The sequence below is a fragment of the Vibrio metschnikovii CIP 69.14 genome (assembly GCF_000176155.1).
In the GTDB taxonomy this organism is placed as follows: domain Bacteria; phylum Pseudomonadota; class Gammaproteobacteria; order Enterobacterales; family Vibrionaceae; genus Vibrio; species Vibrio metschnikovii.
Genome location: NZ_ACZO01000005.1, coordinates 139,952 through 164,601, shown reverse-complemented (window position 1 = coordinate 164,601; position 24,650 = coordinate 139,952). Strand labels below are relative to the sequence as shown.

The window sequence follows — 24,650 nt, the reverse complement described above, 5'->3', positions numbered from 1 at the left end:
ACGCTAAGTAGGAAATAATAAGATAGGATTGAGTATTAATAATATTCTATATCTATCACTTACTGCATGACAATCATCCAGCAAGCGACAGAATGATAGAGAAAAAAGCTAAGATAAACAAGCTTTATTTACCAGAAGCTGCCACGGCGCTTTGCTCGAGCAATGATATTTTCTGGCATCCTCATTTCTAATCCTTGTCGCAGCAAGGTAATTCGATTATGAGTTCGCTGATCGGCAGTCACGGAATTGTATAACCAACGATAGGCATCTTCATAATCTAACGGGCTACCATGATCGCGTAATAACAGCTCAGCAAGATGAATCCGAGCATTAAGATTGCCCATCGCCGCCGCTTCACGAAGATACGGAATGGCTCGCTCTCTATCTTGCTGGACTAACGTGCCTCGCGAATAATAACGACCAAGCTGCTCTAGGGCACTGGCTAATCCTTGATGGGCAGCATTTTCCATATAATATAAGCCCAGCTCAACATCTTGTTCAACGCAAACGCCCCACGCCAGCATATCACCATATAAAAACTCGTACGCAGGCAGACTGATCCGAGTTGCACGAGCAACAATGTCCTCAACCAACTGGCAGCGATCGGCTTTCAGTCGCTCCAAGTGTTGGTTCTGTTCAATCAGTTTGATTAGCTCAGCTTCAGAATAAATCGGCACAGGCTCTTTAACATCCGCCACGTTGGCGTGACCGAAGGAAGAGTGAAATGCGAATAATATAGAAGCGGCTACCGTACGTAGCTTCATACTTGCACTCTTGGTTGAATCCGATAGCCATACTAGTATAGCGCGACAGCGCGCAAGGGCTCGGCTTGATTCTTGTATCGGCAGCCCTAGCATTCACTTTAGGATAAATTGCCTCTTTGCGGCAACTTTTTGCCACCAAGACTAAGAGTATGAAGAATGAGGCATAAAAAAAGCTGGCGAAGCGCCAGCTTTTTAAATAGAGAAATCGTCAAACGAATCAAAAAATCACACGTTAAATGGGTGTACTTTGATGATCGTTTCGTTACGGTCTGGGCCCGTTGAAATAATATCAATTGGCACGCCCGTTAACTCTTCAATGCGTTTAATGTAATTAATCGCCGCTTGAGGTAATGATTCAATTGATGTCGCGCCAAAAGTATTTTCTGACCAACCTGGCATGGTTTCGTAAATAGGCGTCACCGCCTCGAAAGCATCTGCTGCCATTGGTGATACCTGTGCAACAGAACCATCCGGCATTTGATAACCCGTACAGATTTTTAGCTCTTCCAGTCCATCAAGTACATCTAACTTAGTTAAGCAAAAGCCAGTGACTGAGTTGATTTGAATCGCACGGCGCATAGCCACCGCATCAAACCAACCACAACGACGTTTACGACCCGTCGTCGCGCCAAATTCATGACCTTTAGTACCTAAGTGGTTACCTACTTCATCATCCAATTCTGTTGGGAATGGACCCGCACCAACACGAGTACAGTAGGCTTTTGCAATACCTAAGATATAACCTAGATGACGAGGACCAAAACCTGAACCAGCAGCTACACCACCAGCGGTCGTGTTAGAAGACGTTACATAAGGATAAGTACCGTGGTCAATATCCAACAGCGTACCTTGTGCACCTTCAAACATGATCTTGTCGCCACGCTTGCGGGCTGCATCCAATTCATCCGTCACATCGATGACCATAGAGGTCAACAATTCAGCGTACCCTTGGACTTGAGCTAAGACGTCGTCATAGCTCACTGGATCTACTTTATAAAAATGCTCTAGCTGGAAGTTATGGAATTCCATGACTTCTTTAAGTTTTTCAGCAAAGGAAACCATGTTGAACAAATCGCCAACACGCAGACCACGACGCGCCACTTTATCTTCATAAGCAGGACCAATGCCGCGACCTGTGGTACCAATGGCTTTTTTGCCACGAGCCAGTTCACGCGCTTGATCAAGAGCGATATGATAAGGAAGAATCAAAGGACAAGCTTCAGAAATAAACAGACGCTCCTTAACAGGAATGCCACGCTCTTCAAGCGGTGTCATCTCTTTGATTAATGCATCGGGTGACAGAACCACGCCATTACCAATGATGCATTTTACGTTGTTGCGGAGAATACCGGACGGAATTAAGTGAAGAACGGTTTTTTCACCGTCGATGACTAGAGTATGTCCAGCGTTATGGCCACCTTGATAGCGAACCACATATTTGGCATCTTCTGTTAAAAGGTCAACTATCTTGCCTTTACCTTCGTCACCCCACTGGGTGCCTAGAACGACTACGTTATTTCCCATCTTTCCAAGTCTGATTGCTAGTTAAAAAAGGATTCTAGCACCGAATCCTTCGACTTGCAGTTATTTTTTAAACGCGTGGCAATTGCCAGTCGCCAGTAGTGAGACACTGATGAAAATCAACCTGACACTCAGAAGGCATCTCCGCGTTTATTCATCAGCATAAATTTTTACCGAACAAACCCCATCACAGTCAATCGCCGCGCGATACATGCCGGAACTGTTCATCGCAAAGTGAATGTGGCCCTGTTGATCAATAGCGATCAATCCGCCCTCTCCTCCCACTTGCTTGAGTTCACCTTGAATGACCGTCTCACAGGCGGTGACGAGGTCTTGTTGCAGATACCGCATTCGAGCGGCGACTTCTCCCGCTACCTGATAGCGAATAAAATATTCACCCACTCCAGTGGCTGAGATAGCCACATTACCATTTTCAGCCAGCGTACCTGCGCCAATGATCGGCGAATCCCCGACGCGTCCATAGCGCTTGTTGCTGATGCCACCTGTACTGGTCGCCGCCGCCAAATTACCCTGTTGATCGAGCGCAACCGCACCCACGGTGCCATATTTCTTATCATCTGGATAAACCGATTCAGATAACGCCGTTTGATCACTGGCTTTCATGGCTAATAATTGCTCATAACGTCGCTCAGTAAAAAAATAGTCCTGTTCGGTATACGTATGCCCCTGCGCAAAAGCAAAGGCTTCTGCTCCTTCCCCAATCAAAAATACATGCTCACTGTGCAACAGCACATCTCTCGCCAGAACAACCGGATTTTTGATGTGTTTTACCCCAGCAATCGCGCCAACGCGCCGTTGTTGACCATCCATCACCGCGGCATCCATCTCAACCATTTCTTGATGAGTCAAGACGGAGCCTTTGCCAGCATTAAACAACGGCGAATCTTCAAGTAAAGTAACAGCAGCGACAACCGCATCTAGCGCATCGCCGCCTTGCTCTAAGTGCTGATGTCCCGCGCGCACCGCCGCCTCTAAGGTTTGGGTTATTTCTTGCTGCAGTGAAGCGCTCATCTGCTCACGCAAGATAGTGCCAGCTCCGCCATGAATGGCGATTGCAAAGGGAGATTTCATCGTAGAGTTCCTTTAAAAAAAGCGCTAACCGCAGAACAGTTAACGCTTTCAATATCGACAAACTTACACGATTTCCGAATACCAATCGGTCTTAGCCGCTCGTTTCCATCGTAATAAGTTATCTTTGGCTATCGATTAATGAGAGCCGCAGCTACCGCCACCACAGCAGCCTTCTTTTTCTTGTCCATGATGGTGATGACCTTCGCCACCGCAGCAACCATCGTGATCGTGGTCATGCCCATGGTCGTGACCACAGCCACCAGCATGATGAATGTGACCATGCTCAAGCTCTTCAGCTGTCGCTTCACGTAGCGCAATCACTTCAACATCAAACGTCAAGGTCTGGCCGGCTAACATGTGGTTACCATCAACCACCACTTCATCACCATCGACTTCGGTGATCTCAACAGGGATAGGACCTTGATCGGTATCAGCTAAGAAACGCATACCGACTTCCAACTCATCCACACCTTGGAAAACATCCGCAGGAACACGTTGTACTAGCGCATCACTGTGTTCACCGTAAGCATCTTCTGGTGCGACAGTAGCGCTAAATTTATCACCGATAACTTTACCTTCTAGCTCACGCTCAAGACCAGTGATTAGGTTGTTGTGACCATGTAGATACTCCAGTGGGGCTTCCACTGTTGATTGGTCTACGACCACGCCATCTTCCATTTTTACTTGGTAGGCAATGCTCACAACCATGTTTTTTTCAATTTTCATAACGGCTCCAAGGAGGTTGGTTTTGTTTTGCTCATCTCAGATTAAGAGAGAGATGAGCAATATTATGAAGATTATACACTGAAACTCAATTATTCTGGTTTAAAAATCCCAATCATTTGCTCAGTAGCATGTTGGCTTTTTTCTACCGATTGCGGTTTACGTTGCTCTGCGTAATCACATTCTACACACTCAACCAGCTCAATATTATTCTCTATCCACCAGCGCAGTGTGTCTTGTGTTTTACAATTTGGGCAACTGGCTCCAGCAATAAAACGTTTTTTTGTGCTCACTATTTCGTCCTACGTTTTTCCCAATAATCACGAGCTTGACGATCATTAGCCATCTCTCGTCCAAAAATCTCTTCCAGCTCTTTACGAGCCGCTTTAGTCCGTAACGTTAAGTTTTTATCATCACTGTGCTGCGGCAATAATTCTTTAAGCATCGTGACATCCAACCGCCGAAAGTGCGCTTCTGCTCGTTTCGCCTGATAAGGGTGCATGCCTAATTGCACAAGCACTTGGCGGCCTAAATCTAAAGCGCCAAGAAACGTCTCTCGAGAATGCCCTGCGATACCGTGGCTTAATAATTGATAGGCCTCTACCCGACTTCGCGCCCGTGCTAAGATTTTTAATTGTGGGAAGTGCTGTTGACACAAAGTCACAATCCGCATCACTTCATCGGGTTCATCGGTACAGATCACTATCGCCTCTGCCTGTGCAGCCCCCGCAGAGCGCAACAGTTCAAGGTGGGTCGCATCGCCATAAAACACCTTATAACCATATTTACGCAGCAGTTTAATTTGGCTGGCATCACTCTCTAATACGGTAATTTTAATCTTATTGGCGTACATTAATCGGCCAACGATCTGTCCAAAGCGGCCAAAACCAGCGATGATCACTTGCGGAGTTTGATGGCCAATCGTGTTGTCAGGCTCCTCTTCAGGGCTATTTAACGTCTGGCTATAATAGAAGGTTTGGAGTTTGAGCAATAATGGGGTCGTCATCATCGAGACACTGATCACTAAAACCAGCAACGCTGACTGACTAGCCGTGAATAATTGCCCCTCCGTCGCGGCAGTCAAAATGACAAAACCAATTTCTCCGCCTTGACTCAAAATCAACGCGCTGCGACTGCGTGCTTTCGAACGCACTTTAGCTAGACGCGCTAAACCATACATGATCGCCATTTTGACACTGATTAGCCCGATCACCAGTAGACTGACCAACCACCACTCCTGCCACAGTAAGTCGATATTAACCGACATGCCCACGGCGATAAAAAATAGCCCCAACAATAAGCCTTTAAAAGGCTCAATGGCTGTACTTAACTCATGACGAAACTCACTTTCCGCAAGCAGCATGCCTGCCAGAAAAGCCCCTAAGGCCATCGACAAACCCAGCTTTTCCATCAATAAGGCAATCGCAATCACCAACAATAGCGAGGCTACGGTAAATAGCTCGCGCACTTGGCTATTCACCACCCACCGAAATAAAGGCTGCAATAGGAAATGCCCAGCCATTAATAGCCCTGCTACCCCTGCCAACATCCACATTAATGGTAAGCTGTCACCCGTTGTTTGGCCGGCAAAAATGGCCACTAAAGCGAGCGTTGGAATAACCGCTAAATCTTGAAACAGCGACACGGCAAATACCGTGCGTCCCGTATCACTTAAGGTTAACCGCATTTCATCAATGGTACGTAGCGCTATTGCCGTCGATGATTGAGCAAGAATCAACCCAACCGTGATACTCACTGGCCAAGAGAAACCGTACATCCATAAACCGCTCGCGATCACGCTACTGGTGATTAACATCTGTGACCCACCTTGCCCAAGGATCGGTCCTTTCATTTGCCACAATCGCTTAGGGTTTAGCTCTAAGCCAATCAAAAATAGCAGCAGTACCACACCAAATTCGGCAAAGTTCAAAATCGCATTAACATCAGTGATAAGCTTAAAACCCCAAGGACCAATCACAATCCCGGCGAGTAAATAGCCCAAAATAGCCCCAAGCCCTAAACGTTGAGCAATCGGTACTGCGACCACGGCAGCCGTCAAAAAAATCACCGAACTGGACAGCCAATCAGTCATCATGACGTAACCCTTCTAGCCAAGCGACATACTGATCAGCATGTTGCCTGCGTTCAGCATCACTGATGTGCCTTGCCCAATACATCACTAACGGATCAATCCAGCGCATACGACATAACGCGGCGGTTAATTCAAAAGGTTGTAGAATTGCACTCAATGGATAACGATTGTATCCCTCAGCACTAAAAGCCTCTCGATGCCCACCGGTCGTGATCACGCTTCGCCAACACTTACCTTGCAGCGCACTTTCTGGTCCAAAGGCAAAACCTTTACCGAGCACTTTATCAATCCACTCTTTTAATAATGCAGGACACGAATACATGTACAACGGGTGTTGAAAGACAATCACATCAACTTCCAGTAAACGTTGATGCTCTTGATTCACATCGATAAAAAAATCGGGATAGGTCGCGTACAGATCAAGCACTTCAACATGAGGCAAAGCGATAATTCGTTCAATCAGCAGACGATTAGCCAGCGAGTGATCAGGGTCGGGGTGAGCGTAAATAACCAATACCTTGGGTCGATCGGCGGTGCCCACTTGATGATGGGAGGATGCGTTCTCTTTATCCTTATCCTTGGTCATTCCTTGATTCTCTTTAATAGATGCGAACGGTCGATAGAGCAACCAACGGATTTCCTTATCGTAAGCGGCTCAACAGTAACACAAATTGTAGCCTTAAAGCCGACCAAGCGATAGCCGAGCATGTAACGAGCCAATGTCGCTAAACGATAGAGAACCGCCTAGGAAGACCATCAACGAATCGGTATAATCATCGACATTGATCAAGATTACTCCTACTATTCGCGGCGACATACACGGCTAACTAGACACGACTCTTTATGATTATCTTCTCTGACATTCAATTACTCCGTGGCGGAAAACCGCTGCTTGATAAAACCTCAGCCACTATTCATCCCGGCGATAAAGTCGGTTTAGTCGGTAAAAACGGCTGTGGTAAATCAACACTATTTGCATTAATGAAAGAGGAGTTATCGATTGATGCCGGCTCATTTAATCAACCGGCTCACTGGGAGTTGGCTTGGGTTGCCCAAGAAACGCCCGCTTTAGAGCGACAAGCTTTAGAATACGTGATTGATGGTGATCGAGAATATCGTCGCTTAGAACAACAACTCCGTGAAGCAGAACAGCAAGATAATGGCACCCGTGTTGCCGAGTTGCATGGTCATATTGAAACCATTGGTGGTTACAGCATTCAAGCGCGCGCTGCCGAACTGCTGGATGGTTTAGGTTTCAGTCAACAACAAATGAGTTGGAATTTAACCCAATTTTCTGGTGGCTGGCGCATGCGTCTTAACCTTGCCCAAGCGCTGATCTGTCGCTCTGATTTATTGCTCCTCGACGAGCCCACTAACCACCTCGATTTAGATGCAGTGATGTGGCTTGAGCGTTGGCTACAGAGCTATCCTGGTACGCTACTGTTGATCTCTCACGATCGTGATTTTCTTGACCCGATCGTCAATCGGATTATTCATATTGAAAATCAACAGCTCAATGAGTACACCGGTAACTACTCATCGTTTGAAGTGCAACGCGCACAAAAGCTAATGCAGCAACAAGCGCAATATCAAAAACAGCAAAAGCAGATGGCACATATGCAAAGCTACATTGATCGCTTTCGCTATAAAGCCTCAAAAGCGCGCCAAGCACAAAGCCGAATTAAAGCACTGGAAAAAATGGAGCAAGTTTTACCAGCGCAATTTGATAACCCGTTTAGCTTTGAGTTTCGTCAACCTGCCGCCTTGCCTAATCCGATTTTAATGATGGATAACGTGGCCGCCGGATATGACGGTCGGCTGATCCTCGAAAAGATTCGTCTTAACTTAGTCCCGGGTAGCCGAATTGGTTTGCTAGGTCGTAATGGCGCGGGTAAATCAACATTAATTAAACTGCTCTCCAGTGAACTGAAACCGCAAAGTGGCGATCTCACTTACTCTCAAGGCGTGAAAATCGGCTACTTTGCCCAGCATCAGTTGGAAACATTACACCCACAAGAAACGCCGTTGCAGCACATGATGCAAATTGCCCCGGATAAAACCGAACTTGAGCTGCGCAATTATTTAGGCAGTTTTGGTTTTCAGGGTGAAAAAGCGCTAGAAAAAGTGGCCCCTTTCTCCGGTGGCGAAAAAGCCCGTTTGGTGCTGGCGCTGATTGTGTGGCAAAAACCTAATCTGTTGTTGTTGGACGAACCCACCAACCATTTAGATTTAGACATGCGCCAAGCACTAACCTTTGCCTTACAAAGCTTGAAGGTGCAATGGTTATCGTCAGTCATGACCGCTACCTATTACGCGCGACCACTGACGAGCTGTACTTAGTGCATGATCAGCAAGTCGCTCCTTTTGATGGCGACTTAACCGATTACTACAAATGGCTAACCGATCAACAGAAAATTGCCCGTAAAGAAGCTCAAGCGACTCAACCAGTCAAAGACAGCACCAACAGTGCTGCGGCGAAAAAAGAGCAAAAACGTCGCGAAGCTGATTTTCGTAAACAAACCGCGCCAATTCGCAAAAAATTGACACAGTTAGAAGAGAAAATGGATAAATTGAATGCCATTCTCGCCCAAGCCGAGTTAAATCTCTCTGAGGCCAGTTTGTATGACGCAGAGAATAAAGCCCAATTAACCGAAGTGATTGCTAATCAAGCGTCAGCAAAAAGCGCGCTTGAGCAAGTAGAAAGTGATTGGATGGCCGAGCAAGAACATCTTGAACAACTGGAACAGGAATTCACTCAGTAATGATCCCAACGCACGCTCATTCATCATTAACGTTAGAAGGCTTATGGCAATTTAGCCTCGACTATTATGCGGTTAATGAAGTGAAAGAAGCGTGCTTGTGTCTGCAAAACCAGTTTCAGGGGAATGTAAATTTACTCTTGCTGCTCAAGTGGTTAGACGAACAACAACTCAGTATTAACGATTCAGAATGGCCACGCTTATTGGCGTGTTTAAATCATTCAGAAAGCTTAGTTCACTCTTTTCGTGAGTTGCGCCGTAAACTAAAGTCTCACCTATCAGAAACACTGTACCGTGAAGCGCTACAGTTTGAATTGCGGTTAGAAAAACAGCAACAAGCAGAGCTGATCGCCTGCGTACAGGGATTCCGATTATCCCCGACCAAAGACCTAGCGTTGACTGAGCGCTACTGTCGACAACTTGGCGCTGAGCATTTGATCTCTCTATTCTCTACCCCGGTAAAACCAACATGATGCTCATAAAGAATTGAGGTTTTTGATGTCGCCGTTTACTGCCGCGAAGGGATTAACCAACCCACATTTACAAACCCTACTACCGCGCTTAATTCGTCGAGCGGCTTGCTTTACGCCGGTTTGGCAAACCTTAACCACGCCAGATAACGATTTTCTTGATTTAGCATGGAGTGAACCAGCCTTCCCCGGTGTCGATAAACCCATTTTTGTCTTATTTCACGGTTTAGAAGGCAGTTTTTATAGCCCTTATGCTAATGGCTTAATGGATGCGTTTGCTCGACATGGTTGGCTATCGGTGATGATGCATTTTCGAGGCTGCAGCGGAAAACCCAACCGCTTAGCTCGAGCTTACCATTCGGGTGAAACGGAAGACGCGCGTTTCGTACTTGAATACCTACGAGCGCAATTCCCTCAGCGTACCATCATTGCGACTGGAGTCTCTTTAGGCGGTAATATGCTGGTCAACTATCTGGCGTGCTATCGGGATGATCCGATTGTCGATGCGGCAACCATCATTTCCGCACCACTGGATTTAGCAGCGTGTTCGCAACGTATTGAACAGGGCTTTTCAAAAATTTATCGCCGTTATTTACTCTCATCATTAAAAAATAATGCGTTAAGAAAAGCCCCATTGCTACAAAATGAGCTAGGTTTAACCACGCAATCCATTCGTCAAGTAAGCAAGCTCTATCAATTTGATGATTTGATCACCGCACCGCTACACGGCTTTAAAGATGCGCAAGAGTACTATCAACAATGCTCAGGACTCATGAAATTAGGCGCGATTACTATCCCTACGCTGATCATTCATGCTGCCGATGATCCGTTTATGACTGAAGCAGTGATCCCGCGCGGTCCTTTAAACCCACAGATTAACTACCAATTATTTGAACACGGTGGCCATGTTGGTTTTTTAGCTGGCAGCTTACGTCAACCTAGGTTCTGGCTTGAGCAGGCTTTGCCGAGTTACTACGCTAATTGGCGACAGAAATAAAAATTAGCGTCATTTGGCGTCATATGGCAGCAAAATATCGTAAAACAGAGATTATCAGTTCATAAAATCATGAGGTATTTATGATCGTTCCTTGGCAACATATCGCCAGTGACACTCTAGACAATTTAATTCGTGAGTTTGTATTACGCGAAGGCACTGACTACGGTGAAAGTGAAATCAGCTTACAAGACAAAATCGATCAAGTCATCGCTCAACTGCGCAGTGGGCAAGCGATGATCGTCTATTCTGAGTTACACGAAACGATCGATATCAAAAGTACCGCACGCTGACGGCAAAAATCGGCGTTTTCTGCTGCGTTTTTTCCATGATATAGTGAAACCAGTCATGGGCTTTGCCCCTCAAGGATCAACAGACAAGGTATGTCATGTCAGCAAAACACCCCATTATTGCGGTCACCGGTTCATCAGGCGCTGGTACAACGACCACATCAGAAGCTTTCCGCAAAATGTTCAATATGATGAACATTAAACCCGCTTGGGTGGAAGGTGATAGCTTCCACCGCTTCACTCGTCCAGAAATGGATATTGAAATTCGTAAAGCAAGAGAACAAGGTCGACATATTAGCTACTTCGGTCCGCAAGCGAATGACTTCCCTGCTCTGCAGGATTTTTTCCGCCAATATGGCAAAACGGGCGCAGGACAAATTCGTCGTTATCTGCATACTTTTGATGAAGCCGTCCCCTATAATCAGATGCCTGGTACCTTCACACCTTGGCAGCAGTTGCCTGATGATACCAATGTCTTATTTTATGAAGGCTTACATGGTGGAGTGGTCGATGGTGACATTAATGTCGCGCAACATGTCGATTTTTTGATTGGCATGGTTCCAATTGTCAATTTGGAATGGATCCAAAAATACGTGCGCGATACTCGTGACCGCGGCCATTCTCGTGAAGCCGTCATGGATTCTATCGTTCGCTCAATGGACGATTATCTGAATTACATTACCCCTCAGTTTTCGCGTACGCACATTAACTTTCAACGAGTGCCTACGGTCGACACCTCAAATCCTCTCAATGCGAAAGGCATCCCGAGTTTAGATGAAAGCTTTGTGGTGATCCGTTTACGCGGAATAAAGAATGTCGATTATCCCTATTTACTGGCAATGATTGATGGCTCGTTTATGTCGCGTCACAACACGATTGTGGTTCCTGGCGGCAAAATGGGCTTTGCTATGGAACTTATCGTGCAACCCTTACTCCAGCAATTAATTGAATCCGGAAAAATTGGTTGAGATTGCCTTATCTTGACCTGATGAGTAAGAAATTCGCATAATCGGTCAGGCTACGGTCTTATTAACACGATTACTTTTCATACCGTGATCATGTGCACGTTTTTGCGTAAAATATCCATGGTTTGATACGATTAAAATCAAGAAATCGCGTTCGAAAAAGGATACTATTCCTTACCGAACACAAGATAGCTTGCAGCCATTAGGAAGTCCTCTTATTCTAGTTAATCCATTAAGGCTTCGCTAAAATATACGGACAGCAGCGAGCGTACCCTGCAGAGGAAGTGAGATATTATGGTTCTAGGTAAACCTCAAACCGACCCAACACTAGAGTGGTTCCTTTCACATTGTCATATTCATAAGTACCCTTCAAAAAGCACGCTGATCCATGCGGGCGAAAAAGCGGAAACCTTGTACTACATTGTTAAAGGTTCTGTTGCGGTACTAATTAAAGACGAAGAAGGTAAAGAGATGATTCTTTCTTACCTTAACCAAGGTGATTTCATCGGCGAGCTTGGTCTGTTCGAAGAAGATCAAGAACGTACCGCTTGGGTTCGAGCTAAATCCCCTTGTGAAGTCGCGGAAATTTCTTTTAAGAAGTTCCGTCAATTGATTCAAGTTAACCCCGATATCCTGATGCGTCTATCAGGGCAAATGGCTCGTCGCCTACAAGTGACCAGCCAAAAAGTCGGTGATTTGGCGTTCCTTGATGTGACTGGTCGTATTGCACAAACTCTACTAAACCTAGCAAAACAACCCGATGCAATGACTCACCCTGATGGGATGCAAATCAAAATCACTCGTCAAGAAATTGGTCAAATCGTTGGTTGCTCTCGTGAAACCGTTGGCCGGATTCTGAAAATGCTTGAAGAGCAAAATCTGATATCAGCACACGGTAAAACCATCGTGGTCTACGGCACTCGTTAACCTCTGGTTTAACATGCTTAAAGCCTGAATAAGCTACTTTAGTTGACCTAAAGTAGCTTTTTTGTTGTTCATCGTTGGCTACCCGTTCCGTTTTTTTACTAACGAAGATCGGTACTTTCAAAGATTTTATCTGCTGAAGCCGCCACAAAGCCGCTATACAGTTGACCGTTCGCCATCGGATAACGTTTAGCGAACTCATAAAAACCACCAGGGATCACTTCAACACCGTCGTTAAACGAGACTGGCACCTTATCAGCCATAGTCGAGGACTGTTCTAGTAATACTTCTGGTGTGCCTTTCACTTCACCGCCATTTTCATTGATAGTAAAGCCCGCCTGACGCAGATGATCATTGACCGCTTTGACCTCATTAAATGCCTTGAGCTGATTAACACTCACCGTAAAGTGATTGGCCCCATAACCATGGGCGGCTAACCACGCCGCATACTCGCTTTCTTTGGCTAAGATTTGATAATCTGCAAACGAGAGATCCCATAGACGGCCGGCGTAAAGAAAATCGACATCATCAAGGCGAGTCGTCTCGACTTGAGCCACTAACTTAGCGACTATCGCTTGTAACTCTGCTGAGCACTCTTCGACCTTCAATTCACTAATAAATACCTTAGGTTGCTTAGGATCAGGGTGCTCATAATGCTTCGCCACCAGCTTTTTGCTTTCAAACAGATAATCACCGCAAGCAACGTAGCCTAAGGCCAGAAACGGCTTGGCCAAAGTCTCTATACCCAGTGGTGCGATATTAAAAGTTCGTAAAGCAATGTGGTCATTGATCAGTGCTTCGTCTTCCTGGAGCAAATGATGGACTTTTTCTGCCGCAGGGCAAAGACGCTGAATATAGTCATTCCATAAACATTGAAAAAGCGCACTTGGCGTCATGACGCCTCCTTGTCAGTGGGTGGATAACGCCTCTCGCGATAGAGACGTTATGGGTTAAACATTATCTACACTCTTTAGCTGTGTTGACGACTTAAGGCAAAACAACCCCTGGTGATAGTGTCGCGGGTAATTCTGTCGTTTGCCCTTCCATCGACGCCATTGGGTAAGCACAGTAATCCGCGGCGTAAAACGCGCTGGGGCGTAAGTTACCTGACGCACCCGGCCCACCAAAGGGAGCATCGCCACTGGCTCCGGTAAGTTGACGGTTACGGTTAACAATTCCGGCGCGAATATGATCAATAAAATATTGCCACTCTTGATCGTCGGTCGACACTAAGCCTGCTGACAAACCAAAGCGCGTATTATTAGCCAGTGCTACAGCTTGAGGCAGTGTTTGATAACGAATGACTTGCAATAATGGGCCGAAATATTCTTCATCAGGTAAATCATTAATCGCAGTGACATCAATAATCCCTGGTGTGACGAACGCCGCTTGTTGTGCCTTCGCGGTTAATAAACTTTTTCCGCCTAACGCTTGTAAATTCGCTTGTGCCGTCAAAATAAACTCAGCGGCAGCACGTGAAATCTGTGGCCCCATAAAGGGTGCAGGATCAGCAAAAGGCTGATCAATGCGCAGCTGCTCGGTCGCTTTTAGCAACTTATCAAGCAACTTATCGCCTTTTTCACCTTCAGGTAAATAAAGACGACGAGCGCAAGTACAACGTTGTCCCGCACTAATAAACGCTGACTGAATAATAGTGTATACCGCCGCATCAATATCGCCATAGTGCTCAGAAATCACCATCGGATTATTGCCGCCCATCTCCAGTGCTAACATTTTATCGGGTTGACCGGCAAACTGACGATGTAAGAGGTGCCCCGTATTCGCACTACCAGTAAAGAGCAAGCCATCAATATTTTTTGATTGCGCGAGCGCAATACCCGTTTCTTTCGCACCTTGTACTAGGTTAAGCACACCATCAGGTAATCCCGCCGCTTGCCATAACTGCATCGCTAGCTCACCAGTCCATGGGGTTTGCTCTGAAGGTTTAAACACCACGGTATTACCAGCCAGTAAAGCAGGAACAATATGGCCATTGGGTAAATGGGCAGGAAAATTATATGGACCAAATACCGCCATTACGCCAAGAGGACGATGCCGCAATACAATCGTATTACCTGCCACCTCACGTTGCTGCTGCCCAGTACGTTCATGGTAAGCACGAATAGAAATCGCAATTTTACCAGCCATCGCCGCGGCTTCGGTGCGCGTTTCCCATAATGGTTTGCCGGTTTCTTTAGCGATCACTTCAGCAATTTTTTCACTGTTGGCTTTGACCTGCTCAGCAAAAGCCAACACCACTTGTTCACGCTCAGCAAACGGGCGATTTTTCCATGCGATGAATGCTTGACGAGCCGCGCTGATCGCTTGTTCAACCTGTTCTGCTGTGGCGCTATTACCTTGCCAAACCACTTGGTCATCGTAAGGGCTGATTGAACTCAACGCATCGCCTTGTCCAGCAATCCATTGACCTGCTATCCACTGAGTCATTGTATCTTCCTTATCTAAAAACTATTGAGCCAAAATTCGCAACCAATCCCCTTGGTCAACGTTTAATGCTTGAGCCACTTCGGGAGTAATCAACACCGTTTCTCGCTCACGGTTGTAGGCCGCTTTTTCGGCGGTAGCACGAAAATGAGTAAATGAGGTATTACACATCAAATATTGTTGGGTGCTGGAATGACGCGCGACTTCAACCCTAGCACGAACAGAATTACGCACCGATTCAATATTACGGACATCACATTCTACGGCTGGGCCGGCATCAAAAATATCGACGTAATTACGGCAAGTAAATCCTTCGTCTTCCAATAACTTGAGGGCTGGACGAGTATTCTCGTGCACTTGGCCAATCACCGCTTGGGCTTCAGGACTAAGTAAATTGATATAAATCGGCAACTTGGGCATTAAGTCGGCAATAAAACCTTTTTTACCGATCCCAGTTAAATAGTCAGCCAAGGTAAAGTCGATTGAAAAGAAGTGCTCTTGCAGCCACTGCCAAAAGGGAGAATTACCATCCGCATCAGAGACGCCTCGCATCTCAGCAAAGATGGTTTTAGAGAAACGTTCTGGATGCTCCGCCATCATTAAAAAACGACTCTTCGACATTAAGCGACCATTCAAACCTTGGCGAAAGTGCTCTCGCAAAAATAAGCTGCAAATTTCTGAGCATCCGGTGTAGTTGTTACCAAAGGTGAGTAATTTAACGACATTGTTGACCCCAAGCTTATGTGAGGCATGGACAATCGTACTAATATGATAAGAATAAAAAGGACGATCCCAACCAACCGCCGCTTCGATCCCCGTCGTACCAGCCACCTCTCCGGTTACACTGTCTACACCGACCATTAAATAACCTTCATCCCCTGGTTGCGTTACGGACGGTTTAGCAAAGCTGTATTCTGAGTGTTCAATACGATTGGTGAGTAATTCTTGATTAACGGGCAGTGACGTAAAGCCATGACCCGATTCAATGGCACAGTCATGAAGTGCCGGATAGTCAGACGTTGCAATAGGGCGAATAACTAGCATCAATATTCCCTCCAGATGCATAGCACTAGGCCAGCTTGACCTAGCGAAGACAGCAAACACCCACCGCTATCCATGGTGGGTGTGAATAGCAGAAAGACTACACGAGTGTTGCGATCGCTTGCTCGAGTTTAGCCAATCCTTGTTCGATTTCTTGTTGAGTGATCAATAATGAAGGCGTCATACGGATCACGTTCGGTCCCGCCACCAACAGCATTAATCCATGCTCTCCAGCCGCTAATAAAATGTCTCGAGAACGGCCTTGCCACTGCTCATTGAGCGCCGCGCCAAGCAGTAAACCTTGACCACGGATTTCAGAAAACACATGGTACTTATCATTAATTTTGGTTAATCCCTCGCGAAACCAAGCTTCACGTTGCTTCACACCCGCTAAGGTTTCTGGTTGACTAACAATATCAACGACGGCCAGACCAACAGCGCACGCTAACGGGTTACCGCCATACGTTGAACCGTGGGTACCGACTTTCATATGCTCGGCAAGCTTATTAGTGGTTAACATCGCACCAATCGGGAAGCCGCCACCTAATGATTTCGCCGTACTTAAGATATCTGGCGTGACACCTAAACCTTGGTAAGCATAAAAGTGCCCCGTACGCCCATTACCAGTTTGAACTTCATCAAAAATCAGTAGCGCGTTATGCTTATCGCACAGTTCACGCACCGCCTGAACAAATTCTGGCGTTGGCGAAATAATACCGCCTTCGCCTTGCAGAGGCTCCATCATGATCGCGCAGGTGCGATCCGACATATGCGCTTGCAAAGCATCAATATCGTTATAAGGCAGGTGAGTAATATCGCCGGGTTTCGGTCCAAAACCGTCAGAATAAGCCGCTTGTCCACCTACCGTGACAGTGAAGAAGGTTCGGCCATGGAAGCCTTGTTTAAAGGCAATGATTTCCGTTTTCTCTGGACCATAAACGTCAGCCGCATAACGACGAGCTAATTTCAGTGCCGCTTCATTGGCTTCAGCGCCTGAGTTGGCAAAAAAGACTTTGTCAGCAAAACTCAGTTCAATCAATTTATTAGCAAGTTGTAATGCTGGCTCATTAGTCATCACATTACTCAAATGCCACAATTTATTGGCTTGCTCGGTTAATGCATTAACCATGGCCGGATGGCAGTGTCCTAAGCAACTGACTGCGATACCACCAGCAAAATCGATGTACTCTCGTCCCTGCTGATCCCAAACTCGGGAACCTTGTCCTTTTACTGGGATGAACGCCATCGGGTTATAACAAGGCACCATCACCTCATCAAATAAACCACGTTGTATCTGTTTTTCCATTGTCATTACCCATTCCTTCTTATACCGCATGCCAAGTTGCTCTGCCATTTGGCGACAAAACCTTAGCGTAAGATTTTGTATGGCATTATCACTAATACGGCATTGTATTTACAAAATATTAACCAATTCAATAGCGAAATATTCTTTTCACGACATCAATACCAGTGTACTCGATATCGTCTCTGATTATTTATGCACTAACGACTGTCTTTTATGAAGTATTTTTTACCTTCGCATGCAAAATAGAATAGATAGCCATTGTAAGGCAAGGGGTTCACTAAGGAGAGAGGCTATAAAGGCGCATAAAATTGCACATCACAATCAAGCGCCATTCAGCACAAAGAAATGTTAAGAAAAGTGATCAAGATCGGTAATGATTGGCTTAACGATTTAAGAAATTGGCCAGTAGCTGATGCCCTTGCTCAGTTTTAATCGATTCGGGATGAAACTGCACCGCATCAATCGGTAACGTTCGGTGTTGATAACCCATAATTTCATCGACAGAACCATCGTCTAATTCCGTCCACGCCGTGAGCTCAAAACAAGCTGGTAATGAATGAGCCTCAACCACTAATGAGTGATAACGAGTAACCGTCAATGGGTTATTTAAGCCAACAAATACACTGCGTCCATTGTGCTTAATCTGTGATGTTTTACCGTGCATGACTTGTCTGGCGCGCACCACTTGTCCACCAAACACTTGCGCAATCGCCTGATGACCAAGACATACCCCTAATATCGGTAGTTTCCCGGCAAAATGAGCGATAGCTTGAAGAGAGATCCCCGCCTCGTTCGGTGTGCAAGGTCCGGGGGAAATCACTAAATGGCTCGGATTAAGGGCTTCAATCCCCTTTATGTCAATCTGATCATTACGTACGACTTTGACCTCTTTCCCTAATTCACAGAAATATTGATATAAGTTGTAGGTAAAAGAATCGTAGTTATCGATGAGAAGCAACATAATATCAGCCGTGCCAGTCAGTTGAAGAAACAGAAGGCGATATTGTGCAGCACCGTTGTAGAAAGGCAAGTGCTTTACTTGAGTCGAATAAGAGTCATCGACATTAAGGGTCTTGATGTTCCGCCGCATTGAACAATAAAAAACGATCAAATACAGCTTGTGCATGCCCGCTCTGTTGAGCATCAATTAAGAATTGATTGATGTTATTCAGCAAGAGCAACGCATTCGGATAATCACGACGAATTTGCACATGAAACTGCTTATCTCTCCCCAATAAGTGAGGTGTAATTGGCCGTTCAAGCTGATAAAGGCCAAGCTGAATACCACCATAAATTGGCTCAATTTCACTTAGAAACCAATCACAGCGCTGCTTTTGTAACATATCTAACGCTTGTTGGACGGTGTTTAAACGCAACGATGGCTCGCGAGATAGGCCAAAGTCTTGATAGTTAAAACCGTGTACACCACACAATACGCCAGAATCTTGATGATGACTGAGGAGATTATTCGAATCAGCGAGAGTAAAATAACCGAGTTGAATACGATACAGGGTGACTGAAAAGTAGCTGTATTCCGCTCTGTCATGACGATAGCTGGCATTCCACGTCAAATCACAGCGTCCATTCGCCTGAGCTAGCTCATGCTGTACCCTCGCCCACGGCATAAACAAAAGCTGATAATCCACGTTTAAGTGTTCAAGGGATTGTAATACCAATGTCGTGGCTGATCCGGTTAATGATTGAGCTTTTTCTTCATCGGTAGCGCCTTGCCAATAAGTAAAAGGTGGCCATACATTCATATTACCTACACAAACCCGTAAAGGGCTCGCAGCTAATCCATTGCTGATGATCAGCAATCCACACAATAACCACCATTTCATCGCGATCCCCTTACTGTACTACTCCCACTAAGTGTAGACCGTGTTGATTTATCTTGTAGTCGCTAGCAGACAAATAAGCCCAAAGTGAGTCATTCGCTTTGGGCTTATTCAGTATCGTAGAATCAAGGGGGGGAGCTTATGGACGAGGCACAAATCCAACCGCTTGCTGAACGTTTTTCAGTGTGAGAGCAGCGCGAGCGGAGGCTTTTTCGGCCCCGGCTTTCATGACCGCATCCAGATAGGCTCTGTCATCGCGAATACGATGGTACTCCGCTTGTACCGGAGCAAGCATCGCGACTAATGCCTCTCCAACATCCTTTTTAAAAGGACCGTACATTTCAACGCCTTGGTATTGCGCTTCAATCTCAGCAAAGGTTTTGCCTGTGGCCGCGGAATATAGGCTCATTAAATTCGAGATACCGGCTTTTTGCTCAGTATCAAAGGCGATACGCGGTGGTGTTTCGGTATCCGTTTGCGCTTTATTGATCTTCTTGATAATCGACTTGGGATCTTCTAATAACGTAATCACATTTTTACGATTATCGTCCGATTTTGACATTTTCTTAGTCGCATCTTGCAGGCTCATGACTCGTGCATTGACCTGCGGAATATACGGTTCAGGAATGGTGAAGATCGGTTGTTCCGGACTGTAAATATTGTTAAAACGTGTCGCGATATCACGCGCGAGTTCTAGGTGCTGTTTTTGATCGCTGCCCACGGGAACTTGATGCGCGCCATAGAGCAAGATATCGGCCGCCATCAATACTGGATAACCAAATAGTCCGGCATTGACATCATTGGCATAACGAGCCGATTTGTCTTTAAACTGAGTCATGCGACTGAGTTCACCCATTTGGGTATAACAATTAAGTATCCAGCCAAGTTGAGTATGTTCAGGCACATGAGATTGGACAAACAAGGTGCTTTTTTGCGGATCGACACCAACGGCAAGACAGATGGATAACGCATCGAGTGTCGCTTCATATAACGCCTTTGGATCTTGACGTACGGTAATCGCATGTAAATCAACCACACAGTACTGACAATCATAATCATCTTGCATCTGTTGCCATTGACGCAGAGCACCCAAATAGTTACCAATGCTGAGTTCACCAGATGGTTGAACACCACTCAATACGATGGGTTTGCTCATGAGTATAATTTCCTTGTGATTCAAAATAAGGGAAGGCGATACCCACACCACTGAGCATGGCTAATCGGCAGCAAATGAATCTAGCCCACGAGCATAGATAAGTTCTATGCTTGGGGTGAACGAACGTCGCCAACACCGCAATAGCTTCGAGTAGGAAGGGTATAAAACCAATAAAAAACTGCGCTTACAGTGAATAGGCGCAGTTTAGCAGTGTACTCATTGATGAGTATTTTACCAGAGGCAAGTGATAATTTTTACGCGCAAACCATAACAACATCGAGGAGTTGAACGATATCATCCGCCACCACATCAGGCTTGGCATTGGCAATTGGCTCACCGTGGTTATAACCATAGGTTAAGCCAAATGAAGCACAGCCCGCATTTTGGGCCGCTAAAATGTCGTTTTTCGAATCACCGACCATCAACATTTGCTCTGCCTTCAAGTGGTGCTTTTCGAGCAACCAATTAAGGGCCATAGGATCGGGTTTTTTATGGCTAAAGGTATCGCCACCAATCACATCACTAAATAGCTCAGCTAAACCATGTTGAGCAAGAACATCAGGCACAAATTTACTCGGCTTATTGGTCACCAACGCTAAGATAAACCCCGCGCGATGCAGTTCCGCCAAGGTATGCTTTACATTCGGATAGAGGTGGCTCAATTGGTGGCCCGTTTGCGCATAATACTCATCAAATAACAAACGCGCTTGTTGATGAGTATCATTATTCAGCTCAGGGTCGATATTGAGACTTTGGCTTAAACAGCGACCGATTAACACATCGGCACCATTGCCAACATAGTCACGTACCTGAGATTCCGTTACCCCAGGATAGCCCAAAGCGCGCACCGCTTGATCAGCAGCAACAGCAAGATCTGGCACACTATCAAGCAGTGTCCCATCGAGATCAAACGCGATTAATTTTATTGATTGCAAAACTCTGTCCTATTTGTGCTCTCCCTACCGACGAATCACAGTCGCTTGCCGATGGACGTCATCGGCGCTCAGCGGTAAGGAATAATAACTATCTTATTAATTACGACGTTCAACACCAGCCAGTTCACTACGCATAGCATCAATCACCGCTTTATAATCTGGCTCGCCAAAAATTGCCGACCCGGCAACAAACATATCCGCGCCAGCTTGGGCGATTTCACGGATATTCTCGACCTTTACGCCCCCGTCTATTTCTAAACGAATGGAGCGACCACTTTGCGTAATACGCTCACGTACCGCACGTAGCTTATCTAACGTGTGCGGAATAAAGGACTGGCCTCCAAAACCTGGATTGACCGACATTAGGAGAATCAAATCGACTTTGTCCATAATGTAATCGAGGTGACTGAGCGGCGTGGCTGGATTCAGCACCACTCCAGCCTGACAACCATGCTCTTTGATCAGTTGCAAGGTGCGATCAACATGCTTCGAGGCTTCCACATGAAAGGTGATCATTGATGCGCCAGCGTTAGCAAAATCAGGAATAATTCGATCAACCGGCTCAACCATAAGATGCACATCGATTGGCGCGGTAATACCATAATCACGTAGCGCTTTACAAATTGGCGCACCAAAGGTCAGATTAGGTACGTAATGATTATCCATCACATCAAAGTGAATCACATCCGCTCCAGCGGCAAGCACTTTATCAACATCGTCGCCAAGGCGCGCAAAATCTGCAGAGAGAATGGATGGAGCAATAAGAAAATCTTTCATACCTGACCTCTTCGGTGATAGAACATAGCAAACAAAATATGCCCAGTATTCTAACCTAGGGGTGGCAAAGATCCTAACCGGAAGCGACGTTCACTCCCTCAGAGAGTGAGAATTACTTTATTAACTAAGGTGTAAATAAGGCCAATAACTCATCGACTTTATTCCGCCCAGCACCATTACGACTGATCGTGCGCTTAACTTTAACCACATTCAGTTGCGCACCATGGTAAAGGCGACGAGTTAAAATCGTATCATGATTGGAAATAAGGACCGGAATACCCCGCTCTTGGGCGGTTTTCTCAGCCAAATCGGCTAAAGCCGCTTGGTCATCAAGACTAAATCCATTCCCTGCATAAGCCGTAAAATTCGCGGTATTCGACAACGGCGCATAAGGAGGATCACAGTAAATAGCACTGGATGCCATGGCTTGATGAAAAGTTTGTTGGTAACTTGCGCAAATAAACGTGGCACGCTGCGCTTTCTGTGCAAAAAACTCTAGCTCGGCTTCAGGAAAATACGGTTTTTTGTACGAGCCAAACGGCACGTTAAATCCACCTTTTTTGTTATAACGGCATAAACCATTAAACCCAAAACGATTCATATACAGAAAAGCCAACGAACGATACATCACATCATCGCAGTCATTAAACTGTTTACGTACGTCTAAATAGGCTTCTTTACGATTATTTTCTGGTGTAAACCAACGCTTGGCTTCGCGAATATACTCTTGCGGCTGATGTTTTAATAAATTGTATAAATTGATTAAATCCGGATTAATATCCGCCAACAAATAATGTTCAAAATCGCTATTAAGGAAAATCGAACCTGCACCGACAAAAGGCTCAACCAACTGACTTGCAGGTGGCAGATGGCGTTGAATCTCTTCGACTAGGCCAAACTTTCCCCCAGCCCATTTCAAAAAGGCACGCTGCTTTTTCATCTACTGCTCTAATCAATCACCAAAAATAAGGGTGCGGAATGTAACATATTTTCTACTGAATCTCAGCGTTATTTCGCACGTTGAATTTCACGTTGAACTTGGCTAAGTGATTTGGCCCAAGGACCGAGTGCTTGTACCGCAGGCGGTAAAGTAGCCACCGCGTCACGAGCTAACTGGATGGTTGGATAGTTATCATAAGTAACGATATACCAATCCACCTCATCACGAACGGTTGGGTAGACGTATAGCGTTTCTGTCAGTGAATAACGGTCAATAAAGTTTTGGACTTCTTGCAGAGAATTCACCGCCGCCAACTGTAAGGTATAGCTGCGCGGCGACATCGCCATCAACTCTTCTCTGGCGAAAGAGAAACGAATAGATCCTGATGACGGAGCAGATTCCACTATCGACAAATCGTCATTCGTCCCTTGAGTGATAGGATAGCGATTAACCTCAACAGCGACTGATTCCGAACGACCATCCAGTAAGGCATCCACCACATCGGAAGTGATCACCACTCGCTGATGTGCAGTATCAGCGATACCAACCCCTTCTAAACTCTCAACCACTTTGGGAGGCAAAGCAATGGCATCATCGGCCATCGCATTGGATGGGTTCGGTTGTGAAGACGTCACAGCGACGTTTTGATAAGAACGAGCATTGTCCTCTTGAGACGGTAACGTCGGAATCGCCGTTTGCTCAGCTCGTTGAGTTAATACAGGCAATGTCTCATTTGGCGACGGCTGGGACCATAGCCACCAGTAGCCACCACCAATAAATAACATCAATAACAGTACCAGCAAGCCAATATTCAGCGGTGAGCCGATGATCGAGCGAATAATGATGCGCTTCTCACGCTTTTGATCGACTAACGCCATGATCTCCCCCGGAAGATAATTCACTTTTTTATATGCGCTACGAGCTTGACGCTCCAGTGTTGGATCAACATAACGCATGACTCGCTGTTCAAATAACCGGTCGGCCTCATACTCTGATAATGGCTCGATCTCGAGTTCAATCGGTTTATGTTCTTGACCATAAGTTAAGCGAGTTAATAACGCATCAAGACGATTAGCTTGCGCAAATAACACCACATTAATGGTCCAGCGAGGATTAGTCTGAGCTTCAAGCACCCACATCCATAACTCGGAGAGTAACGTATCAGACAACAAATGCGCATCATCAATCACCACAACAATATCGCATGTCGTACGCTCGCCAATCAAACGTGAAAAACTATCAAGCAACGCATCTTTGGCATTAAACAGTGGCTCTGATAACACTTGGCTAAGAATGGTGGTGCGATGCTGCTCATCGCTTTGATTAGGATGACATAAAAGTAAGGATTGATTTTTATCCGCCACCCAATACTCAAGGTAACGTTGCGCTAACCAAGATTTTCCGGCACCTAGACCGCCAAAAACATTCACTAGGTTGGAACCAAAACGCGTCAGTAACTGTAATCGTTCCAACAGTTCAGTTTGCGAATCTAACTCTAGTTCATGTTCCACACTCATCGACGATCCTAATGGCTTAATGTCTGATACTGATACCGAAACTGACTGATCAACGATACAGCGGTCAGGTAGACTCATTCTAATTTAGATTGAATGGGAAC

General features: G+C 45.8%; 22 protein-coding genes and 3 pseudogenes. 6 read left to right on the top strand and 19 right to left on the bottom strand.

Features of this window, described 5'->3' with window-relative positions:
- Positions 1 to 128: 128 nt before the first annotated feature.
- The 7 genes from motX to kefG form a co-directional block, all read right to left on the bottom strand.
- Positions 129 to 764, bottom strand: coding sequence for a flagellar protein MotX (gene motX, locus VIB_RS02935; RefSeq protein WP_040903975.1), 636 nt, complete (start codon positions 762 to 764; stop codon positions 129 to 131).
- A 225-nt stretch (positions 765 to 989) separates the two neighbouring features.
- Positions 990 to 2,288 carry an adenylosuccinate synthase gene (locus tag VIB_RS02930; RefSeq protein ID WP_004394507.1) on the bottom strand — a complete coding sequence of 433 codons (1,299 nt, stop codon included), beginning with the start codon at positions 2,286 to 2,288 and terminating at the stop codon, positions 990 to 992.
- 147 nt (positions 2,289 to 2,435) lie between these two features.
- Entirely contained in the window at positions 2,436 to 3,377 is a 942-nt protein-coding gene (locus VIB_RS02925) for an isoaspartyl peptidase/L-asparaginase family protein (RefSeq protein WP_004394506.1), read from the bottom strand.
- 135 nt (positions 3,378 to 3,512) lie between these two features.
- Positions 3,513 to 4,103, bottom strand: a complete 591-nt coding sequence (slyD, locus tag VIB_RS02920) for a peptidylprolyl isomerase (protein WP_004394505.1) — start codon at positions 4,101 to 4,103, stop codon at positions 3,513 to 3,515.
- 89 nt (positions 4,104 to 4,192) lie between these two features.
- Positions 4,193 to 4,393, bottom strand: coding sequence for a YheV family putative zinc ribbon protein (locus VIB_RS02915; RefSeq protein WP_004394504.1), 201 nt, complete (start codon positions 4,391 to 4,393; stop codon positions 4,193 to 4,195).
- Positions 4,393 to 6,195, bottom strand: coding sequence for a glutathione-regulated potassium-efflux system protein KefB (gene kefB, locus VIB_RS02910; protein WP_040903969.1), 1,803 nt, complete (start codon positions 6,193 to 6,195; stop codon positions 4,393 to 4,395). The genes VIB_RS02915 and kefB overlap by 1 nt, the downstream gene beginning before the upstream one ends.
- Positions 6,185 to 6,778 (bottom strand): glutathione-regulated potassium-efflux system ancillary protein KefG, encoded by a 594-nt coding sequence (gene kefG / locus VIB_RS02905; protein WP_050782705.1) that lies wholly within the window; start codon positions 6,776 to 6,778, stop codon positions 6,185 to 6,187. Before kefG ends, kefB begins: the two co-directional genes overlap by 11 nt.
- A 257-nt stretch (positions 6,779 to 7,035) precedes the next feature.
- Between kefG and VIB_RS02900 the strand changes: the two are divergent.
- The 6 genes and pseudogenes from VIB_RS02900 (at position 7,036) to crp (ending at position 12,597) form a co-directional block, all read left to right on the top strand.
- Positions 7,036 to 8,954, top strand: a pseudogene (locus VIB_RS02900) (ABC transporter ATP-binding protein).
- A complete protein-coding gene (locus VIB_RS02895; protein ID WP_040903966.1) occupies positions 8,954 to 9,424 on the top strand; it encodes a TIGR02444 family protein in 471 nt (156 codons plus the stop codon). Before VIB_RS02900 ends, VIB_RS02895 begins: the two are co-directional and overlap by 1 nt.
- A 25-nt stretch (positions 9,425 to 9,449) precedes the next feature.
- Complete coding sequence (locus VIB_RS02890; RefSeq protein WP_004394500.1) at positions 9,450 to 10,418, top strand: hydrolase; 969 nt, start codon at positions 9,450 to 9,452, stop codon at positions 10,416 to 10,418.
- Positions 10,419 to 10,498: 80 nt separating this feature from the next.
- Positions 10,499 to 10,708 (top strand): YheU family protein, encoded by a 210-nt coding sequence (locus tag VIB_RS02885; protein WP_004394499.1) that lies wholly within the window; start codon positions 10,499 to 10,501, stop codon positions 10,706 to 10,708.
- Between the two features lie 95 nt (positions 10,709 to 10,803).
- Positions 10,804 to 11,673 carry a phosphoribulokinase gene (locus VIB_RS02880; RefSeq protein ID WP_004394498.1) on the top strand — a complete coding sequence of 290 codons (870 nt, stop codon included), beginning with the start codon at positions 10,804 to 10,806 and terminating at the stop codon, positions 11,671 to 11,673.
- Positions 11,674 to 11,964: 291 nt separating this feature from the next.
- Entirely contained in the window at positions 11,965 to 12,597 is a 633-nt protein-coding gene (crp, locus tag VIB_RS02875) for a cAMP-activated global transcriptional regulator CRP (protein ID WP_004394497.1), read from the top strand.
- A gap of 98 nt (positions 12,598 to 12,695) precedes the next feature.
- Here the strand turns inward: crp and VIB_RS02870 are convergent, their stop codons facing one another.
- The 12 genes and pseudogenes from VIB_RS02870 to VIB_RS18310 form a co-directional block, all read right to left on the bottom strand.
- Positions 12,696 to 13,490, bottom strand: a complete 795-nt coding sequence (locus tag VIB_RS02870) for a DUF1338 domain-containing protein (RefSeq protein ID WP_004394496.1) — start codon at positions 13,488 to 13,490, stop codon at positions 12,696 to 12,698.
- Positions 13,491 to 13,581: 91 nt separating this feature from the next.
- Positions 13,582 to 15,042 carry a succinylglutamate-semialdehyde dehydrogenase gene (gene astD / locus VIB_RS02865; RefSeq protein ID WP_004394495.1) on the bottom strand — a complete coding sequence of 487 codons (1,461 nt, stop codon included), beginning with the start codon at positions 15,040 to 15,042 and terminating at the stop codon, positions 13,582 to 13,584.
- A gap of 21 nt (positions 15,043 to 15,063) precedes the next feature.
- Positions 15,064 to 16,083, bottom strand: coding sequence for an arginine N-succinyltransferase (astA, locus tag VIB_RS02860; protein ID WP_040903963.1), 1,020 nt, complete (start codon positions 16,081 to 16,083; stop codon positions 15,064 to 15,066).
- A 97-nt stretch (positions 16,084 to 16,180) separates the two neighbouring features.
- The gene (locus VIB_RS02855) at positions 16,181 to 17,392 is read right to left on the bottom strand and encodes an aspartate aminotransferase family protein (RefSeq protein WP_004394493.1); all 1,212 of its coding nucleotides are present in this window, start codon (positions 17,390 to 17,392) and stop codon (positions 16,181 to 16,183) included.
- Between the two features lie 376 nt (positions 17,393 to 17,768).
- Positions 17,769 to 18,347 (bottom strand): aminodeoxychorismate/anthranilate synthase component II, encoded by a 579-nt coding sequence (locus VIB_RS02850; RefSeq protein WP_040903960.1) that lies wholly within the window; start codon positions 18,345 to 18,347, stop codon positions 17,769 to 17,771.
- A gap of 103 nt (positions 18,348 to 18,450) precedes the next feature.
- Positions 18,451 to 19,227 carry a substrate-binding periplasmic protein gene (locus VIB_RS02845; protein WP_004394491.1) on the bottom strand — a complete coding sequence of 259 codons (777 nt, stop codon included), beginning with the start codon at positions 19,225 to 19,227 and terminating at the stop codon, positions 18,451 to 18,453.
- Between the two features lie 136 nt (positions 19,228 to 19,363).
- Positions 19,364 to 20,380, bottom strand: a complete 1,017-nt coding sequence (gene trpS / locus VIB_RS02840) for a tryptophan--tRNA ligase (RefSeq protein ID WP_004394490.1) — start codon at positions 20,378 to 20,380, stop codon at positions 19,364 to 19,366.
- A gap of 254 nt (positions 20,381 to 20,634) precedes the next feature.
- The gene (locus tag VIB_RS02835; RefSeq protein WP_004394489.1) at positions 20,635 to 21,315 is read right to left on the bottom strand and encodes a phosphoglycolate phosphatase; all 681 of its coding nucleotides are present in this window, start codon (positions 21,313 to 21,315) and stop codon (positions 20,635 to 20,637) included.
- 96 nt (positions 21,316 to 21,411) lie between these two features.
- Complete coding sequence (rpe, locus tag VIB_RS02830) at positions 21,412 to 22,092, bottom strand: ribulose-phosphate 3-epimerase (RefSeq protein ID WP_004394488.1); 681 nt, start codon at positions 22,090 to 22,092, stop codon at positions 21,412 to 21,414.
- Between the two features lie 124 nt (positions 22,093 to 22,216).
- Positions 22,217 to 23,032: a Dam family site-specific DNA-(adenine-N6)-methyltransferase gene (locus VIB_RS02825; RefSeq protein WP_004394487.1), complete on the bottom strand. Its 816-nt coding sequence runs from the start codon at positions 23,030 to 23,032 to the stop codon at positions 22,217 to 22,219.
- Positions 23,033 to 23,100: 68 nt separating this feature from the next.
- Positions 23,101 to 23,628, bottom strand: a pseudogene (locus VIB_RS18315) (SPOR domain-containing protein); the annotation flags it as partial.
- Between the two features lie 525 nt (positions 23,629 to 24,153).
- A pseudogene (locus tag VIB_RS18310) lies at positions 24,154 to 24,549 on the bottom strand (AAA family ATPase); the annotation flags it as partial.
- Positions 24,550 to 24,650 lie beyond the last annotated feature (101 nt).

Excerpts from the sequence above, each read along its gene's own strand:
- motX (WP_040903975.1), bottom strand. The coding sequence starts at position 764 with ATGAAGCTACGTACGGTAGCCGCTTCTATATTATTCGCATTTCACTCT.
- VIB_RS02930 (WP_004394507.1), bottom strand. The coding sequence starts at position 2,288 with ATGGGAAATAACGTAGTCGTTCTAGGCACCCAGTGGGGTGACGAAGGT.
- VIB_RS02925 (WP_004394506.1), bottom strand. The coding sequence starts at position 3,377 with ATGAAATCTCCCTTTGCAATCGCCATTCATGGCGGAGCTGGCACTATC.
- slyD (WP_004394505.1), bottom strand. The coding sequence starts at position 4,103 with ATGAAAATTGAAAAAAACATGGTTGTGAGCATTGCCTACCAAGTAAAA.
- kefB (WP_040903969.1), bottom strand. The coding sequence starts at position 6,195 with ATGATGACTGATTGGCTGTCCAGTTCGGTGATTTTTTTGACGGCTGCC.
- kefG (WP_050782705.1), bottom strand. The coding sequence starts at position 6,778 with ATGACCAAGGATAAGGATAAAGAGAACGCATCCTCCCATCATCAAGTG.
- VIB_RS02895 (WP_040903966.1), top strand. The coding sequence starts at position 8,954 with ATGATCCCAACGCACGCTCATTCATCATTAACGTTAGAAGGCTTATGG.
- VIB_RS02890 (WP_004394500.1), top strand. The coding sequence starts at position 9,450 with ATGTCGCCGTTTACTGCCGCGAAGGGATTAACCAACCCACATTTACAA.
- VIB_RS02885 (WP_004394499.1), top strand. The coding sequence starts at position 10,499 with ATGATCGTTCCTTGGCAACATATCGCCAGTGACACTCTAGACAATTTA.
- VIB_RS02880 (WP_004394498.1), top strand. The coding sequence starts at position 10,804 with ATGTCAGCAAAACACCCCATTATTGCGGTCACCGGTTCATCAGGCGCT.
- crp (WP_004394497.1), top strand. The coding sequence starts at position 11,965 with ATGGTTCTAGGTAAACCTCAAACCGACCCAACACTAGAGTGGTTCCTT.
- VIB_RS02870 (WP_004394496.1), bottom strand. The coding sequence starts at position 13,490 with ATGACGCCAAGTGCGCTTTTTCAATGTTTATGGAATGACTATATTCAG.
- astD (WP_004394495.1), bottom strand. The coding sequence starts at position 15,042 with ATGACTCAGTGGATAGCAGGTCAATGGATTGCTGGACAAGGCGATGCG.
- astA (WP_040903963.1), bottom strand. The coding sequence starts at position 16,083 with ATGCTAGTTATTCGCCCTATTGCAACGTCTGACTATCCGGCACTTCAT.
- VIB_RS02855 (WP_004394493.1), bottom strand. The coding sequence starts at position 17,392 with ATGACAATGGAAAAACAGATACAACGTGGTTTATTTGATGAGGTGATG.
- VIB_RS02850 (WP_040903960.1), bottom strand. The coding sequence starts at position 18,347 with ATGTTGCTTCTCATCGATAACTACGATTCTTTTACCTACAACTTATAT.
- VIB_RS02845 (WP_004394491.1), bottom strand. The coding sequence starts at position 19,227 with ATGAAATGGTGGTTATTGTGTGGATTGCTGATCATCAGCAATGGATTA.
- trpS (WP_004394490.1), bottom strand. The coding sequence starts at position 20,380 with ATGAGCAAACCCATCGTATTGAGTGGTGTTCAACCATCTGGTGAACTC.
- rpe (WP_004394488.1), bottom strand. The coding sequence starts at position 22,092 with ATGAAAGATTTTCTTATTGCTCCATCCATTCTCTCTGCAGATTTTGCG.
- VIB_RS02825 (WP_004394487.1), bottom strand. The coding sequence starts at position 23,032 with ATGAAAAAGCAGCGTGCCTTTTTGAAATGGGCTGGGGGAAAGTTTGGC.